The organism is Paenarthrobacter sp. NPDC089988 (genome assembly GCF_044748465.1).
Lineage (GTDB): Bacteria > Actinomycetota > Actinomycetes > Actinomycetales > Micrococcaceae > Arthrobacter.
The window spans coordinates 158,849-174,125 of the sequence record NZ_JBIVGD010000009.1; the positions used below are offsets into that span (position 1 = coordinate 158,849).

Annotated in this window: 15 protein-coding genes; 8 read left to right on the forward strand and 7 right to left on the reverse strand. The window is 64.3% G+C overall.

All coding sequences use genetic code 11. The features are described from left to right. Positions 1-151 precede the first annotated feature (151 nt). The gene (locus tag ACIPV6_RS12750; protein WP_387438184.1) at positions 152-1,006 is read left to right on the forward strand and encodes a LysR substrate-binding domain-containing protein; all 855 of its coding nucleotides are present in this window, start codon (positions 152-154) and stop codon (positions 1,004-1,006) included. A gap of 66 nt (positions 1,007-1,072) precedes the next feature. Then, positions 1,073-1,846 (forward strand): sugar phosphate isomerase/epimerase family protein, encoded by a 774-nt coding sequence (locus ACIPV6_RS12755; RefSeq protein ID WP_400271228.1) that lies wholly within the window; start codon positions 1,073-1,075, stop codon positions 1,844-1,846. Between the two features lie 15 nt (positions 1,847-1,861). On the opposite strand, the gene ACIPV6_RS12760 is transcribed toward ACIPV6_RS12755, so the two are convergent. From ACIPV6_RS12760 to ACIPV6_RS12770, 3 genes are all read right to left on the reverse strand, one after another. Next, entirely contained in the window at positions 1,862-2,524 is a 663-nt protein-coding gene (locus ACIPV6_RS12760; protein ID WP_400271229.1) for a hypothetical protein, read from the reverse strand. A 222-nt stretch (positions 2,525-2,746) separates the two neighbouring features. Then, positions 2,747-3,535 carry an alpha/beta hydrolase gene (locus ACIPV6_RS12765; protein ID WP_400271230.1) on the reverse strand — a complete coding sequence of 263 codons (789 nt, stop codon included), beginning with the start codon at positions 3,533-3,535 and terminating at the stop codon, positions 2,747-2,749. Positions 3,536-3,542: 7 nt separating this feature from the next. Beyond that, positions 3,543-4,580 carry a LacI family DNA-binding transcriptional regulator gene (locus tag ACIPV6_RS12770; RefSeq protein ID WP_400271231.1) on the reverse strand — a complete coding sequence of 346 codons (1,038 nt, stop codon included), beginning with the start codon at positions 4,578-4,580 and terminating at the stop codon, positions 3,543-3,545. Positions 4,581-4,776: 196 nt separating this feature from the next. Between ACIPV6_RS12770 and ACIPV6_RS12775 the strand changes: the two genes are divergently transcribed. From ACIPV6_RS12775 to ACIPV6_RS12785, 3 genes are read left to right on the forward strand one after another with little or no spacing between them, the layout of a single operon-like run. Next, positions 4,777-5,946, forward strand: a complete 1,170-nt coding sequence (locus ACIPV6_RS12775) for a Gfo/Idh/MocA family protein (protein ID WP_400271232.1) — start codon at positions 4,777-4,779, stop codon at positions 5,944-5,946. Then, positions 5,946-7,160 carry a dihydrodipicolinate synthase family protein gene (locus ACIPV6_RS12780; RefSeq protein WP_400271233.1) on the forward strand — a complete coding sequence of 405 codons (1,215 nt, stop codon included), beginning with the start codon at positions 5,946-5,948 and terminating at the stop codon, positions 7,158-7,160. Before ACIPV6_RS12775 ends, ACIPV6_RS12780 begins: the two co-directional genes overlap by 1 nt. After that, the gene (locus tag ACIPV6_RS12785) at positions 7,157-7,999 is read left to right on the forward strand and encodes a sugar phosphate isomerase/epimerase family protein (protein WP_400271234.1); all 843 of its coding nucleotides are present in this window, start codon (positions 7,157-7,159) and stop codon (positions 7,997-7,999) included. The genes ACIPV6_RS12780 and ACIPV6_RS12785 overlap by 4 nt, the downstream gene beginning before the upstream one ends. A gap of 177 nt (positions 8,000-8,176) precedes the next feature. On the opposite strand, the gene ACIPV6_RS12790 is transcribed toward ACIPV6_RS12785, so the two are convergent. From ACIPV6_RS12790 to ACIPV6_RS12805, 4 genes are all read right to left on the reverse strand, one after another. Further along, positions 8,177-8,626, reverse strand: a complete 450-nt coding sequence (locus ACIPV6_RS12790) for an oxidoreductase (protein WP_400271235.1) — start codon at positions 8,624-8,626, stop codon at positions 8,177-8,179. A 43-nt stretch (positions 8,627-8,669) separates the two neighbouring features. Next, on the reverse strand, positions 8,670-8,873 hold the full coding sequence (locus ACIPV6_RS12795; protein WP_400271236.1) for a hypothetical protein: 204 nt from the start codon (positions 8,871-8,873) through the stop codon (positions 8,670-8,672). After that, positions 8,857-9,939: a YihY/virulence factor BrkB family protein gene (locus ACIPV6_RS12800; RefSeq protein WP_400271237.1), complete on the reverse strand. Its 1,083-nt coding sequence runs from the start codon at positions 9,937-9,939 to the stop codon at positions 8,857-8,859. Before ACIPV6_RS12800 ends, ACIPV6_RS12795 begins: the two co-directional genes overlap by 17 nt. Positions 9,940-10,019: 80 nt before the next feature. Beyond that, on the reverse strand, positions 10,020-11,237 hold the full coding sequence (locus ACIPV6_RS12805) for an ROK family protein (protein WP_400271238.1): 1,218 nt from the start codon (positions 11,235-11,237) through the stop codon (positions 10,020-10,022). Between the two features lie 139 nt (positions 11,238-11,376). Here ACIPV6_RS12805 and xylA point away from each other — a divergent pair, with 139 nt between their 5' ends. The 3 genes from xylA (at position 11,377) to ACIPV6_RS12820 (ending at position 15,127) form a co-directional block, all read left to right on the forward strand. Further along, entirely contained in the window at positions 11,377-12,564 is a 1,188-nt protein-coding gene (gene xylA, locus ACIPV6_RS12810; protein ID WP_400271239.1) for a xylose isomerase, read from the forward strand. A 79-nt stretch (positions 12,565-12,643) separates the two neighbouring features. After that, entirely contained in the window at positions 12,644-14,074 is a 1,431-nt protein-coding gene (locus tag ACIPV6_RS12815; protein WP_400271240.1) for a xylulokinase, read from the forward strand. A 69-nt stretch (positions 14,075-14,143) separates the two neighbouring features. Beyond that, on the forward strand, positions 14,144-15,127 hold the full coding sequence (locus tag ACIPV6_RS12820) for a LacI family DNA-binding transcriptional regulator (protein WP_400271267.1): 984 nt from the start codon (positions 14,144-14,146) through the stop codon (positions 15,125-15,127). Positions 15,128-15,277 lie beyond the last annotated feature (150 nt).

The following is a 15,277-nucleotide window of genomic DNA, read 5'->3' on the forward strand; positions in this document are numbered from 1 at the left end:
TCCTCGGATCGAGAGTTTCGGTGGGATGGACTTAACGCTATGGTTGCCAGCAGCAATTGTGGAAGCGTATCGGGATGATAACTAGGATTGCGAAATGCAATGATGCCTTCTACGCGACGCCGAAATTCCGCCCAATGCCTGAGGAGTTCCGTTGTTTGAACCAGTCCAGCTCCGCTCCTTTTTGGCCGTGGCAGAGACGCTGAGCTTCACCAAGGCCGCCGAGCGTCTGGGCCTTGCCCAACCCACCGTGAGCCAGCACGTCCGCAAGCTCGAGACCGCTGCGAAGCGCATCCTGGTGGCCCGCGACACCAGGGAGGTCCGGCTCACTGACAACGGCGACGCCATGGCCGGGTTCGCCCGCAGCATCCTCGCAGCCCATGATTCCGCGGCACGCTATTTCTCCGGTTCGGCCATGCGCGGGCGCCTTCGCTTCGGCACCGCGGACGATCTCGCCATCACCGGCCTCCCCCGGATCCTGCGCGAATTCCGGCAACTGTACCCACAGATCAACCTCGAATTGACCGTGAGCCAGAGCGACCAGTTGTACAAGCGGCTGAACGCAGGTCAGCTGGACCTGGTCTTCGTGAAGTGGGTGGCCGGCGCCAAGGACGGCACCGTGGTCCGGCATGACAACTTCGCTTGGGTTGGCCTGGAACAGACCGTCCTCGAGCCGGGTGCACCCGTGCCTCTTATCGCCTACCCCGCACCCAGCCTCAGCCGGAAACTGGCCATCGACGCGTTGGAAGCCGCCGGCCGCACTTGGCGGATCACCTGCAGCACGAAACAGATCAGCGGCGTCCTGGCAGCGGTGCGCGCAGGCATCGGCGTCGCCGTCATGCCCGCGTCCTTGGTGCCGGAAGACCTCAAGGTCATCACGCAGCGTTTCGACCTGCCGCCGGTAGGAGACGTGGACTTCACGTTGATCCGAAACCCCTTGGCCAACGCCGAAGTCATCGATGCCCTCACGCAAGCGATCATGGGCAGGACGCTGAACAAGTCCACCTAGCGTTCGAATGTGTGCGAACCGGCTCCAAGACTGTTCGGGTAAGCGCATTCCCGGTATCCTTAGCCAATGATCGACCTCACCCTGCTGGCGGAGCTCACGCCCGGTATTTGTTCTGTCACCCTCCGGGCCAAGGACATCGATGAGGTGGTCAGTATCGCGTCGCAGGCCGGGCTCGCCGGGATCGAGTGGGGCACGGATGTGCATGTCAGTGACGCAGCCTCTGCCGTCCATGCAAGGGAGGCCACCGAAGAAGCGGGCCTCGTGATCCTTTCATTGGGTTCCTATTACCGGGCGGGATCCTTCGGAGACTTCACGCGGGACCTGGACCTGGCTTCCGCGTTGGGCGCCCCGCGCATCCGGATCTGGGCCGGCGAACTCGGCTCGGCCGAAGCCAATGAAGAGCATTGGGACGCCGTCGTCAGGGACACCCAGCGTATTGCGGACCTCGCCGAGGGACAGGGGATCGCCATAGCCTTCGAGTACCACGGCAACACGCTCACCGACTCCCCCGCCACAACGCTGCGCCTCCTTGAGCGGGTCGGCCGTGGCAACGTCGGCACCTACTGGCAGCCCGCCGTCGGGCTTTCCGACCAGCAGGCGCTCGAGTCACTGCACCAGGTCCTGCCGCACGTGGTGGGTGTCCATTGCTTCTCGTGGGGGCCGGAAGCCGAACGCCATCCGTTGCGCGCGCGGAAGCTGCTGTGGCAGACGGTGTCCGATGTGCTCCGCGGCAACGGCAAGGACCTGGACATCATGATGGAGTTCGTTGCGGACGACCTCCCTGGGAACGTCCTGAGCGACGCCGAGTTCCTGCACGCCATCACGCTGGGCGAGGACTAAGCCACGGCCAGGCGACTATACGTACCAAGAGGGACACTGCCTTTGAACCTGCGTCACGCGGTGGGCAGCCCTTACCCAAACTCCGACATCTTGGGACCTGTACGTCGACACCCTGTGAATAGCATCCATGACCTTGTTTATGTTCTGGGAAAAAATAGGCTCATGGTGGGCTACCCGGTTACGGATGCCTCGGACAACGCCCACGTCCCTTGCAAGGCCTCGTGCAGCAGCCGACGTTCCTGCCTCTGTGGGCAGGTTGGGGAACACCGTTGTTAAAAGTGGGTTCCAAATCGCCACGTCATAGCGACTGGAAAGCATTTGCTCCCAGAACACGAACTTGAGTTCTGGAATGACTTTGCCGGTTGTTGGGTACCAAGAGGCCTTTTGCTGAACATCCTTACGAGGTTCATAGCGCCCGTGCTTCATGGGGATGCTGTACAGAAAACGGCTGTCCCAAGGCCACCGTTCACGGTACGTCAGGGTCAGGGCCTCATGGATCGCGTTGCGAAGAACTACCTCAAACAAGTGCATTGGCAACAGCAGGGCCGAAGCCAGCTCGGCATTCCATTCGTACAGCTTGATGGCGTCGTCGTGGCCGGCGCCCCTTCGCTGGGCCGCCCGGTCAAATGCTGTCAGCCGCGCCGGCGTGATGGCCCTGCGAATCTCGGTGTACTGCATTTGACCGGCCCGCTCCTTCTCGGTAGCGTCTTGGATACATGCTTCGGGTTTTGAGGGCGCAAGCCTACGCTCGGAGATAAATGAGATTAGGAAAATGCCACTCCATCGGAGTGGCATTTTTCATGCTAGCCACCGTTCTCGCGTTGCAGTAATCACGGCATCTTTGCCTGTGGAAGACTCCCTCATTCAGGGCGCGCTGATCTCGTGGCGGCCGCCAGGACCCTAAGTCCACATCCTGGACAGCCACGCGGCGCATAGGCCCGGCCATTGCTCCACACCGGGCGTCCCTTGCGCCAGCCCGATGCCGTGGACACCGTGCGGAAAGACGTGCAACTCAACCGGTACCCCTGCTCCCGCGAGCGCGCCTGCGTAGGCGAGGCTGTGGCTGACCGGGACCGCTTCGTCGTCTGCGGTGTGCCACAGGAAAGCGGGCGGCGTGGAACCGTCCACCTGCCGTTGCAGCGACAACTCATCCAGGAGTTCCGGCGCCGCGCCTTCCCCGGCCAGGTTGTCCACCGAGCCCTGGTGCACCGAATCCACGAACGAGACCACGGGATAACAGAGGATACTGAAATCCGGCCTGGAGTCAGGTTGGTCCAGCCTCGGATCGCCGGTGCGAAGCCCCACGGACAACGACCCCGCCAGGTGCCCACCCGCGGAAAAGCCCAAAACGCCGACGCGGGAGGGATCTACCGCAAGGCCGTGAGCTCCATTGCGGATCCAGAGCATGGCCTCCTTTGCGTGGGCCAACGGCTCGGGATGGCGGTGCGGCGCCACCTTGTACCTCAGCACAAAGGCATGGATGCCCAACGAGGCGAGCCACTCCGCCACGGGCTCAGCCTCATGGTCGGCTTGCCGTGCATAGCCTCCGCCGGGCAACACCAGTAACGCCGGCGCCAGTCCTGCATGATGCCCGACGGCGGGAATCACCGTCAGCGCGGAAGGCGCCTCCCGCGGTGGTGAGGTGTCCGCGGAAGCCGACGTGCCGCCGTCGTGCGTCGGTTGGTCCATCGCGGTCTCAGGCGGGATTGTCGGCCGGCACTTCGGTGCTCCGGCGAAGCTTGACGGAACCAGTGACCGAGCCGCCTTCCGGAGCGCCGGCGGCGAGTCGGCCCATCTCCTCCAATGGCAAGTACACGGTGGACAGTGCGGGACGGAAGTCGCGCAGGGTCTCGATGTCGTCAAAACCGGCGATCGTCGCATCGCGCGGGATCCAGACGCCCTCCGAGCGAAGCGCCGCGGTGACGCCGATGGCCATGACGTCATTCACCGCAAAAATGCAGAGTCGGTCCTTCGAGCCCCTGATCCGTTCGGCGAGGGCCAAACCGGCATCGTAGCCGCCCGCGCGGTTGAATCCGCTGCGGATGACTTCGGCGGCGGTCCGGCCGGAATCGGCGAGGCCGTGCTGGAAGCCACGCACACGATCGTCGGAGGTGAAGAGGCCTTCCGGGCCTGCCACGATCAGGAACGTGCCCTCGTGGGAAGCCACCAATTCGCGGGCAAGGCCTGCGGCGAGCTCCTCGTTGGGGACCGCAACCACGTGGTAACCCTCCGCGGTGGTGGCACCGACGATCGAATGGCCCACTACTCCCACGTGCCCGCCGTTGCGGCAATAGCGGTCGAGTTCCGCTGCCAGTTCAGCGTTGCCCTGCTGGTCTTCCGGGCGGGCCGAGCGCGAACCGGCGATGACAATGGAGTCGGCCCGGCGAGCGGCGAATGCTGCCACTGCTTCCCGCTCATCGGACGGCGAGCCGGACGTAGTGGCAAGCAAGACCATGCGGTTCTGCTCACGCGCGGCTTCCTGGACTCCGCGGGCAATGGCCGAAAAGTAGGGGTCGGCGATGTCGTGCACGATCAAGCCGATGAGGCCGGAGCTGGATTTTGCGAGGGCCTGGGCCTGGGCGTTGGGAACGTAGCCGAGCTTGTCCGCGGCTTCACGGACGCGCTCCGCGATGCCTTCGGCGGGCTTCCTGGAGGAACCGTTGAGGACCCTTGATGCCGTGGCGAGGGAAACCCCCGCCAAACGGGCTACTTCACTGAGTGTGCTGGCGGCCACGGGGCCCTCCTTTTCTGCAGGCGTCGGGGCTGGCGCTACGGAAATTATGTCAGGATTCATCCAGTTTTGGGAAAGCGCTTGCCAAGTGGCGGAGGCGTGGTGCATCATCGAAGCAATGGGAATGCGCTTTCCCGCACAGTATTCGCATCAGCTGCCCGCACCGCCGCGGGCAGCACCACAAGGCACTGGAGAAAACATGGGCTTCGAAACAAAGACGATCCGCATCGCCATGAACGGCATTACCGGCCGGATGGGCTACCGCCAGCACCTGCTGCGGTCCATCCTGCCCATCCGCGATGCCGGCGGCTTCACCCTTGAAGACGGCACCAAGGTCCAGGTTGAACCCATCCTGGTGGGCCGCAACGAAGCCAAAATCCGCGAACTCGCCGAGCTCCACAAAGTCTCCGAATGGACCACTGACCTGGACGCCGTGATCAACGACCCCACGGTCGATATCGTCTTCGACGCATCCATGACCAGCCTCCGCGCAGCCACCCTCAAGAAGGCCATGCGCGCCGGCAAGCACATCTTCACCGAGAAGCCCACGGCAGAAACCCTCGAGGAAGCCATTGAACTGGCACAGATCGGCAAGGAAGCCGGAGTCACCGCCGGCGTTGTGCACGACAAGCTGTACCTCCCCGGCCTGGTCAAGCTCCGCCGTTTGGTGGACGAAGGCTTCTTCGGCCGCATCCTCTCCATCCGCGGCGAGTTCGGCTACTGGGTCTTCGAAGGCGACGTACAGGCTGCCCAGCGCCCGTCCTGGAACTACCGCAAGGAAGACGGCGGCGGAATGACCACGGATATGTTCTGCCACTGGAACTACGTCCTTGAGGGCATCATCGGCAAGGTCAAGAGCGTCAACGCGAAGACCGCCACCCACATCCCGGCACGCTGGGACGAGGCCGGCAAGGAATACAAGGCCACCGCTGACGACGCCTCCTACGGCATTTTCGAACTGGAAACCCCGGGCGGCGACGACGTCATCGGCCAGATCAACTCCTCCTGGGCAGTCCGCGTCTACCGCGATGAACTGGTTGAGTTCCAGATCGACGGTACGCACGGTTCCGCCGTCGCCGGTTTGAACAAATGCGTTGCGCAGCAGCGCGCCCACACCCCCAAGCCGGTCTGGAACCCGGACCTGCCCGTCACCGAATCCTTCCGCAGCCAGTGGCAGGAAGTCCCGGCCAACGCCGAACTGGACAACGGCTTCAAGCTGCAGTGGGAAGGGTTCCTGCGGGACGTCGTCGCCGGCCGCGAACACCGTTTCGGCCTGCTCTCCGCAGCCCGCGGAGTCCAGCTGGCCGAGCTCGGCCTCCAGTCCTCGGCCGAGCGCCGCACCATCGACATCCCGGAGATCACCCTCTAATGACGTCACTCATTCTTCCCACCGACGACGGCGGCACCCGCGAGTACCGCCTCAAGCCCGCCACCTCGTGGGCCAAGCCATCGGCTCCGTTGACGGCCCGCCGCGCCTACGCCGCCGCCCATGTCATCCCGGAAGTCGCTGCGGACAACACTCCCGGCGCACCGGCACAGCTGGACTGGGACGCCACCTTGGCCTACCGCCATGAGCTCTGGTCCTACGGCCTGGGCGTTGCCGACGCCATGGACACCGCCCAGCGCGGCATGGGCCTGGACTGGGCAGCGACCCAGCAGCTCATCAAGCGCACGGGCGCCGAGGCTGCTTCCGTCGTGGCTGCAGGCAATGCCGCCATCGCCGGTAAGTCCGTCCGGGACCTCGTTTCCTGCGGCGCCGGAACAGACCAGTTGGACATCGCCGCCCTCCCTGACGGCGCCGCCGGTATCCAGGCCGTGATCGACGCCTACCGCGAGCAGATCGCCGTCGTGAGCGAAGCCGGCCCCAAGGTGATCCTGATGGCCTCACGCGCCCTCGCCAAGGTAGCTTCCGGGGCCGACGACTACCTGCACGTCTACTCCACCCTCCTGCAGGAAGTGGACCAGCCCGTCATCCTGCACTGGCTTGGCACCATGTTCGATCCCGCACTGGCCGGCTACTGGGGCTCGGACGATGTTTCGGTGGCCACCGAGACGTTCCTCAGCCTGATCCGCGAACACGCGGACAAGGTTGACGGGGTCAAGGTTTCGCTGCTGGACGCCTCGCACGAGGTCGCCTTGCGCGCCAACCTCCCGGAAGGCGTCCGCCTCTACACCGGCGATGACTTCAACTACCCGGAGCTGATCGACGGCGACGAAACCCACCACTCGGACGCCCTTCTGGGCATCTTCGCGGCCATCTACCCGGCCGCTTCGGTCGCCTTGCAGAAGTACGACGCCGGTCAAGGTGCCGAAGGGCGTGCCATCCTGGACTCCACCCGTGAGCTCGGAAAGCATATCTTCAGCGCCCCCACGTTCTACTACAAGACCGGCATCGCGTTCATGTCCTGGCTCAACGGCAAGCAGCCTGGTTTCCAGATGGTGGGCGGCCTGCACTCGGGCCGTTCGGTCCTGCACCTGGCCAAGACGTTCGAGTTGGCTGACCAGGCGGGCCTGCTGAAGGATCCGTCGCTGGCTGCGTTCCGCATGTCGGACTTCCTGCGGATCAACGGGGTGGGCGCATGAGCGCGGATTTCTCACGACTCTCGCTGAACAGCGCCACCACCAAGAAGTGGACCCTTGCCGAAGCTGTGGAAGGTTGCGCCCGCGCCGGCATTCCCGCGATCGGACCTTGGCGCGACCGCGTGGCCGAGGCCGGGCTGGACAAGGCCGCCAAGCTGATCAAGGACGCCGGACTCCGCGTCTCCTCGTTGTGCCGCGGTGGTTTCCTGACCGCAGCCGACGCGGAGGGACAGGCAGCCGCACTGGCTGACAACTTCGAAGCCGTCCGCGAAGCAGTTGCCCTGGACACCCAGGAGTTGTTCCTGGTGGTGGGCGGGCTCGCTCCGGGCGAGAAGGACGTGCTGGCTGCCCGCCAGCGCGTCGCCGACAGGCTCGAGGAGCTGGTTCCCTTTGCCTCCGAAAACGGCGTCCGTCTGGTGTTGGAACCCCTGCACCCGATGTACGCCGCGGACCGCGCACTCATCTCCACCCTGGGCCAGGCACTGGATCTCGCCGCGCCGTACGACGCAAAGGCGGTCGGGGTCGCCGTCGACACCTTCCATGTGTGGTGGGACCCGGAACTGAAGGCGCAGATCGAACGCGCAGGCCGCGAGAACCGCATCGCCTCCTACCAGGTGTGCGACTTCAACCTGCCGATCGCGGCGGACGCGCTGCTCTCGCGCGGCATGATGGGCGACGGCGTCATCGACTTCGCGACCATCGGAACCTGGGTCCGGGACGCCGGGTACCAGGGCGACATCGAAGTTGAAATCTTCAACCAGGACATCTGGGATGCCGACGGCGACTCGGTCCTGGAAACCATGAAGCAGCGCTACGCGGAGCTCGTCCTTCCGTACGCCTGAAACGTGTGATCCGTCCGGCTGGGAATCCCGGACGGATCACAGCCAAAACAGCGGGTCCCTGCCAAGGTCACGGCAGGGGCCCGCTTTTTTCATCCGCGCTTGGGGCCACGGCCGGCCGGGCAAGGGAACCAAAAGGGGCAAGACGCCGACCAGGGCTTCCCCGGCGACGCTTGAGCCTCAATGGGAAACCAGGCCGTTCCAACCCCACGTGGGGATGCGCAAGCCTTCGGGGACGTCGCGCGCTGAGCCCGGGTAGGCAGCCATGGAGTGCGTCGTGGCCCAGGAGAAGTAGTCATGGAGGACGGTGCGCAGCTCCCCATTACTGACTCCGAGATCGTCCAAGGCCTGGTCGAAGCAAGCGATCGCCCTGGCGTCCATATCCTGGTGCACGCCGTTCCCGCTGTGCATCCTGACCACCAACGACTCGTCGCCGTAGTGGTCCGAGTAGGAAGGCGGTCCACCCAGGGCCTCGGCCCAGTAGGCGGCGAGTCGCTCCGTGTGTTCGGGATGGACGCCATGGCGGAACGCGTGCCCCACCATCTCATCGGATTTCACTCTCTCATGCCACGCATTGGCTAGGGAGATGAAGAAATCCTCGCCGCCTGCCGCTTCAAATACCGTCTGCATGCTGCCAACCATGGCACGAGCGACGCCGTCGGGGAAGAAACCGCTAGGCGGGTTGCGACGAGAGGCGGATCTGCGCGCCGGGCACGCCGATCAAGGTGACCGTGCCGCCGTCGTGATCCTGGAGGTCCAGCCGGATGCTGGGCGGATCCTGGTCCCGCGCTGCTGATGTCACGCTGAAAACCTCGCCACGAATCTCCACTGAGTCACCGTCTTTGACCGCTTTCAGCTTCTTATACTTTCCGTTCATTCTCTGCATCACCCTGGCTCTCGCGGAGTTCGACGCCGCGCTGGATATCTTCTTCCTCCTGTTTCTGTGCCTTGTCACTGCGTTTCGTGTCGCGGGGAGGCAATTGCAAGCTCTTTTCGGCTTCGATGCCCGCCTGCAGTTGGCGTCCCCTTTCCATCTCGGCGTCGAACTCGGCGCCGAAGAGCAGGGACATATTGAGGATCCAGAGCCAGAGCAGCATGATGATGACGCCGGCCAGCGCCCCATAGGTCTTGTTGTAGTTGCTGAAGTTGGCCACATAGAAGCCGAAGCCAAGGGACGCGAGGGCGAAGATCACCAAGGCGATCAAGGAACCCAGGCTCATCCAGCGGAATTTGGGCTGCTTCACATTGGGGGTGAAGTAGTAGAGCACGGCGATGATCACCACCACCAGCGCGATGAGCACTGGCCACTTTGCGATGTTCCATACCGTGAGGAAGGCCCCGGACATGCCGATGGCACCGCCCACAGCCTCTGCTACAGGGCCGCTCAGGACCAGCATCGCAGCGGCCAGGCCGGCGCCCAGCACTGCCACGACCGTGACGGCGAGCATGGTTCCCCGCAGCTTGATGAAACCGCGTCCTTCATCCACTTCGTAGACTCGGTTCATTGCTCTTCCAAAGGCCGTGGTGTACCCCGAAGCGGACCACAAGCCCACAACGATGCCGAAGACCAGGACCAAACCTGCGGAGTTGGACCTGGTCAGGTCTTCGATTGGCTGCCGCATCGCGTCCACACCGGGCCCGGGGGCAAACTTCTGGACGATATCCAGGAGGGCGGTAGTGGTCTTGGCCGCGTCCCCGAAGATACCCAGAAGCGATACCAACGCGAGCAGTGCAGGGAAGAGGGAAAGGACGGCGTAATAGGTCAGCCCGGCGGCGGCATCCGGACACTGGTCCTTGTTGAACTCGCGCAAAGTACGTTTGAGGATGTACATCCACGTTGGTTTGACCAGGTCATCGGGACTATCGGGCTTGCGCGAATCATCAGGGGCCGGAGCCGTGGCGGCCTTGGCGGTGCTGGTGTGTGCTGATTTGTTTGTACTCATGAGGCACCTGTTCGTGGGGATCGAAAACGCGAACAACTGACCCATCAATAGTAAGCATGCTGATGATTATTCGGGAAGTCTCACGTGGTCAACTTTCCTGCAAGGATCAATTCAAGGGGCGAGTCGATGACCGAACGGATCACTTGGCCCGCCGCACCCAGGAGGGTGCCGGAGTGCTTCAGACCCGAGACGCGGAGGTCGTCCGACCGCAGCAACCCGGGGGCATGCCGGTGCAACCCCTCCAGCACCGCAGGCTTGAGCCAGTCGCCCAGCTCCGCGAAGTGACCGCCCAGGACAACAGCTTCAAGGTCCATCAGCCTGGCCGAGGAGGCGAGCGCCACACCCAAGTAGCGCCCGGCGTCGTGAACCGCTTTGCTTGCCCTGGGCTCCTTGGACTCCAGCGCTGCCACCAGACCCGCCATCCGCTCCGATAAGGATCCCTCCGGAATCCCCGCCGCCTGGAAGATGGCTTCCTGTCCGGCGAAGGTTTCCAGGCACCCCGAACCACCACACGAACACGGCGGGCCATCCGGATGCACCACGACGTGACCGAGCTCGCCGGCAGAACCGCCCGGCCCCATGAACAGTTCCGAGCCGATGATCACGCCACCACCCACACCGACTTCGCCCGAGACGTACAGGAAGTCAGCCTGCCCACCGCCGCCGTACCAGAGCTCTCCCAGTGCGGCACTGTTGGCCTCATTGGAGAGCCGGACCCCCAGTGGCGCACCCTTCAGCAGGGCGTCCGGGTCCAGGAATTCCTGCTCCCAATGGAGGTTGGGAGCAGAAACCACCAGGTTGTGGTGCTCGTCAACCAGCCCAGGGACCGCAAGACCCCCGCCCAGGATGTCGACGCCTTCTTTGCTCGCAGCTGCCGCGGCTTCCGCCGCGAGCGCACCCAGCCGGGCCATGACAGCATCAGGCGCGAGTCCCCTGTTGTGCGATTCGACCGTTGAGGTGAATCGAAGCGCTCCGCCGAGGTCTACCAGGCCAACAGCCAGATAATCCACGTTGACTTCCATGCCGACCACGCCGCGGCGGGTGTTGAGTTCCAGGCCCTGGCCGGGGCGGCCACGCTCCCCATCCCGGTACAGGCCCACCTCGGAAACCAGCCCCGAATACACAAGGTCCGCAACGAGGCTGGAAACGGCAGCCTTGGTGAGTCCCGTACCAGCAGCAAGTTGCGCCCTGCTGGGCTTGGTGTCTCCGGTCTTGGCGATCGAGTCGAGGACCAGCGACAGATTACGACGGCGGACGTCGCCAACGCGGCCCGGCGCGGCTTGCTCATTCACTGACATGGACCATCCTCGCGGCTTGGAAGATTTTCTTGCTGCTTTCCATTGACCATGATCCATTATGGCCCATATAGTTCAGATTGAAAACTAATTGAGGTGCCTTCCTTCCGTGCCTCAGGACGCACTTTGCAAAGGAGCAGGAATGACCCCGCAGCCCACCCCACAGGACCGTTTCACCTTCGGCCTCTGGACCGTCGGATGGACCGGCGCGGATCCCTTCGGTGTGGCGACCCGTGCCGCCCTGGACCCGGTGGAAGCCGTCCACAAGCTCAGCGAGCTCGGCGCCTACGGCATCACCTTCCATGACAACGACCTTGTTCCTTTTGACGCCTCCGCTTCAGAGCGGGACCTGATCCTGAAGAACTTCAAGGCAGCCCTTGCCGAAACGGGACTCAAGGTCCCCATGGTCACCACCAACCTGTTCAGCCACCCCGTTTTCAAGGACGGCGGCTTCACCTCCAACGACCGTTCCATCCGCCGCTTCGCCCTGAGCAAGGTGCTCCGGAACATCGATCTGGCGGCAGAGCTTGGCGCCGAAACATTCGTCATGTGGGGCGGCCGCGAAGGCAGCGAATACGACGGTTCCAAGGACCTCTCCGCCGCGCTGGACCGCATGAAGGAGGGCGTTGACACCGCCGCCGGTTACATCAAGGAGAAGGGCTACGGCCTGCGCATCGCGCTGGAGCCCAAGCCGAACGAACCACGCGGTGACATCTTCCTTCCCACCGTGGGCCACGGCCTGGCGTTCATTGCGCAACTGGAGCATGGCGACATCGTTGGCCTGAACCCGGAGACGGGCCACGAGCAGATGGCCGGTTTGAACTTTACCCACGGCATCGCCCAGGCACTGTGGGCAGGCAAGCTCTTCCACATCGACCTCAACGGCCAGCGCGGTATCAAGTACGACCAAGACCTCGTCTTCGGCCACGGCGACCTCACCAGCGCATTCTTCACCGTGGACCTCCTGGAGAACGGCTTCCCGAACGGCGGGCCCAAGTACGATGGCCCCCGCCACTTCGACTACAAGCCCTCGCGCACCGATGGCTACGACGGCGTCTGGGAATCGGCCAAGGCAAACATGGCCATGTACCTGCTCCTCAAGGAACGCGCCCTCGCTTTCCGCGCCGATCCCGAAGTCCAGGAAGCATTGGCCACATCGGGTGTGTTCGAGCTCGGCGAGACCACCCTGGCAGCGGGTGAAACCACTGCGGACCTGCTTGCCGACTCCACCGCATTCGAGAGCTTCGACGCCGACAAGGCCGCCCAGCGCTCCTTCGCATTCGTTCGGCTGAACCAGCTGGCCATCGAGCACCTCCTCGGCGCCCGCTAAACCAACCCCAAGCAGCCCGCCGCCGGGTCCGGACATTATTTCGCCGGACCCGGCGACTGCACCCCGAAGGAAGAGTTCCATGCCCCTTGTCGCCGGGATCGACAGCTCCACCCAGTCCTGCAAGGTAGTCATCCGTGACTTGGAAACGGGCGCCCTGGTACGCCAAGGACGCGCCTCCCACCCCCACGGCACGGAAGTGCACCCGGACCATTGGTGGACAGCACTGCAGGAAGCGATTGCCCAGGCGGGCGGACTGGACGACGTCGAGGCCGTGGCTGTTGGCGGACAACAGCACGGTATGGTGTGCCTCGACGAGTCCGGGGACGTGGTGCGGCCGGCCCTGCTGTGGAACGACACCCGTTCGGCACGTGCTGCCGAGGAACTGATCACTGAGGCCGGCGACGGAGATGCCCCGGCGGGCGCGGCGCACTGGGCCTCGCTCACGGGAACGGTGCCCGTGGCTTCGCTCACGGCCACCAAGCTTCGCTGGCTCGCCCGGAACGAGCCCGCAAACGCCCGACGCGTTGCGGCTGTCTGCCTCCCCCACGACTGGTTGTCCTGGCGACTGGCCGGCCACGGCCCCGGGACGGGCCCAGCTTCTCTGGACCAGCTCCGCACAGACCGCTCCGACGCTTCGGGCACCGGGTACTTCGCGGCCGAACAGGGCACATACCTGCCAGAGGTACTCAAGAGCACCCTGGGCCACGTACCCGTCCTGCCCATCGTGGTGGGTCCGTTGGAAGCGGCCGGCAAGACTCCCGCGGGAGCCCTCATAGGACCGGGAGCCGGCGACAATGCTGCGGCAGGACTGGGCGTCAGCGCCGCCGTCGGGGATGTTGTTGTATCGGTCGGAACATCGGGAACGGTATTTGCTGTTTCCGATGTACCGGCAAAGGATCCGAGTGGGCTGGTTGCCGGCTTCGCCGACGCCACCGGGCATTATCTGCCACTGGCTTGCACCCTCAACGCCACACGGGTCTTCGACACCACGGCAGCCCTTCTGGGCGTGGACCTCACCGGGCTGGGTTCCCTGGCACTCAGCGCACCCGACGGAGCCGAGGGCCTGACCCTGGTCCCCTACTTCGAAGGCGAACGGACACCCAACCTTCCCGACGCCACCGGATCCCTCCACGGGATCACGGTCTCCAACTACACCCCCGCGAACGTGGCACGCGCCGCCGTCGAGGGCGTGGTCTGTTCCTTGGCCGACGGCTTGGCAGCCCTGCAGGCGCAAGGCGTGGAAGCCCGCCGGATCATCCTTGTGGGCGGCGGCGCCCAATCGGAAGCAGTCCAACGGGTCGCCGCAGCAGCCTTTGGCATGCCGGTGTTCGTCCCCGAACCCGGAGAGTACGTAGCGGACGGCGCGGCACGTCAGGCAGCAAGCGTACTCACCGGCTCCCTGCCCGAGTGGCGCCTTCAAGGAATCAACCTGGCCGCCCCCACCGGAGGAGCGGTTCCGGAGTTCCTGGCCAGGTACCGCCGCTACGCCGCGAAGGCAGCCATCGGCTGATCTCCGGCACCGGTGCTCTATCGTGACAGGGTGAGCACCGAGCATTCCGCCCCCAACCGTCCGCCCGTCATGGAAGACGTTGCGCGAGTGGCAGGCGTGTCCCACCAGACCGTGTCCCGCGTGCTGAACAACCATCCGAATGTCAGTGCGAAGACCCGGGAACGCGTGGAGCAGGCAATCACCGAACTCGGGTATCGCCGTAACACCGCAGCCCGAAGCCTGGTGACCCGCAGGTCCCAGACGATCGGCGTGCTCGGCAGTGAGCTTGCCCAGTACGGTCCATCACACACACTCCTGGGCCTCCAGCAGGCCGCCCGTGAAGCTGGCTACTTTGTCAGCGTCGCAGGACTGCGGGACGTCACGCCGGAGACCATTAAGGACGCCATTGCGCACTTCATGGACCAGGGCGTGGACGGCATCGTGGTGACGGTACCGCACCCCGGAACTTTCGAAGTCCTCAAGGACATCATCACCCAGATACCGCTGGTGGCCGTCGGGGCCATCGGAGACAAACAGCTGAGCGGCGCAACCGTGGACCAGCGCGAAGGATCCCGACTGGTGGTGGAGCACCTCACCAAACTTGGCCATGAACGCATAGGGCATCTGTCCGGGCCGTCGGATTGGATCGACGCCGCAGCACGCATCGACGGTTGGCGGGGCGCTCTTGCCGACGCGGGCTTGGACGCCTCGGTGTTAATCGAGGGCGATTGGAGCGCTGAATGCGGCTATCGCGAAGGTTTGAAGATCGCAGCCGAGCGATCCGTGACGGCGTTGTTTGTGGCCAACGACCAAATGGCCCTGGGCGTTCTTCGGGCCTTTCATGAGGCGGGGGTGCAGGTTCCCGGAGACATCAGCATTGTGGGCTTCGACGATCAACCGGAGTCGGCCTACTTCATCCCGCCGTTGACCACCGTGGCCCAGGACTTCGAGGAATTGGGGCAGCGCTGCATCGGACTGCTCCTGGAGCGCCTCGAAACGGGCGAACCCGGCTCGCCGGTCACGGTCAAGCCCCGCATGGTCATCCGCGACACCACAGCCGCCCCACCCATGTAAGTCGCAGCAGATGCCGTTTGGGCCATTCTCAACGGCAATAACTGCGACCCAGTTGGGTGCAACAGTCTTGACATTCGTTTTGTTAGCGCTAACAATTGCATCAGAAGCTTGATCCGCCCCTTCACCCGACCCCGGCAATGAGGCCTTGGC

What these genes read in the sequence shown, in the direction of transcription:
- ACIPV6_RS12755 (WP_400271228.1), top strand. Translation starts at nt 1,073, where the DNA reads ATGATCGACCTCACCCTGCTGGCGGAGCTCACGCCCGGTATTTGTTCT.
- ACIPV6_RS12760 (WP_400271229.1), bottom strand. Translation starts at nt 2,524, where the DNA reads ATGCAGTACACCGAGATTCGCAGGGCCATCACGCCGGCGCGGCTGACA.
- ACIPV6_RS12765 (WP_400271230.1), bottom strand. Translation starts at nt 3,535, where the DNA reads ATGGACCAACCGACGCACGACGGCGGCACGTCGGCTTCCGCGGACACC.
- ACIPV6_RS12775 (WP_400271232.1), top strand. Translation starts at nt 4,777, where the DNA reads ATGGGCTTCGAAACAAAGACGATCCGCATCGCCATGAACGGCATTACC.
- ACIPV6_RS12780 (WP_400271233.1), top strand. Translation starts at nt 5,946, where the DNA reads ATGACGTCACTCATTCTTCCCACCGACGACGGCGGCACCCGCGAGTAC.
- ACIPV6_RS12785 (WP_400271234.1), top strand. Translation starts at nt 7,157, where the DNA reads ATGAGCGCGGATTTCTCACGACTCTCGCTGAACAGCGCCACCACCAAG.
- ACIPV6_RS12790 (WP_400271235.1), bottom strand. Translation starts at nt 8,626, where the DNA reads ATGCAGACGGTATTTGAAGCGGCAGGCGGCGAGGATTTCTTCATCTCC.
- ACIPV6_RS12795 (WP_400271236.1), bottom strand. Translation starts at nt 8,873, where the DNA reads ATGAACGGAAAGTATAAGAAGCTGAAAGCGGTCAAAGACGGTGACTCA.
- ACIPV6_RS12800 (WP_400271237.1), bottom strand. Translation starts at nt 9,939, where the DNA reads ATGAGTACAAACAAATCAGCACACACCAGCACCGCCAAGGCCGCCACG.
- ACIPV6_RS12805 (WP_400271238.1), bottom strand. Translation starts at nt 11,237, where the DNA reads ATGTCAGTGAATGAGCAAGCCGCGCCGGGCCGCGTTGGCGACGTCCGC.
- xylA (WP_400271239.1), top strand. Translation starts at nt 11,377, where the DNA reads ATGACCCCGCAGCCCACCCCACAGGACCGTTTCACCTTCGGCCTCTGG.
- ACIPV6_RS12815 (WP_400271240.1), top strand. Translation starts at nt 12,644, where the DNA reads ATGCCCCTTGTCGCCGGGATCGACAGCTCCACCCAGTCCTGCAAGGTA.
- ACIPV6_RS12820 (WP_400271267.1), top strand. Translation starts at nt 14,144, where the DNA reads ATGGAAGACGTTGCGCGAGTGGCAGGCGTGTCCCACCAGACCGTGTCC.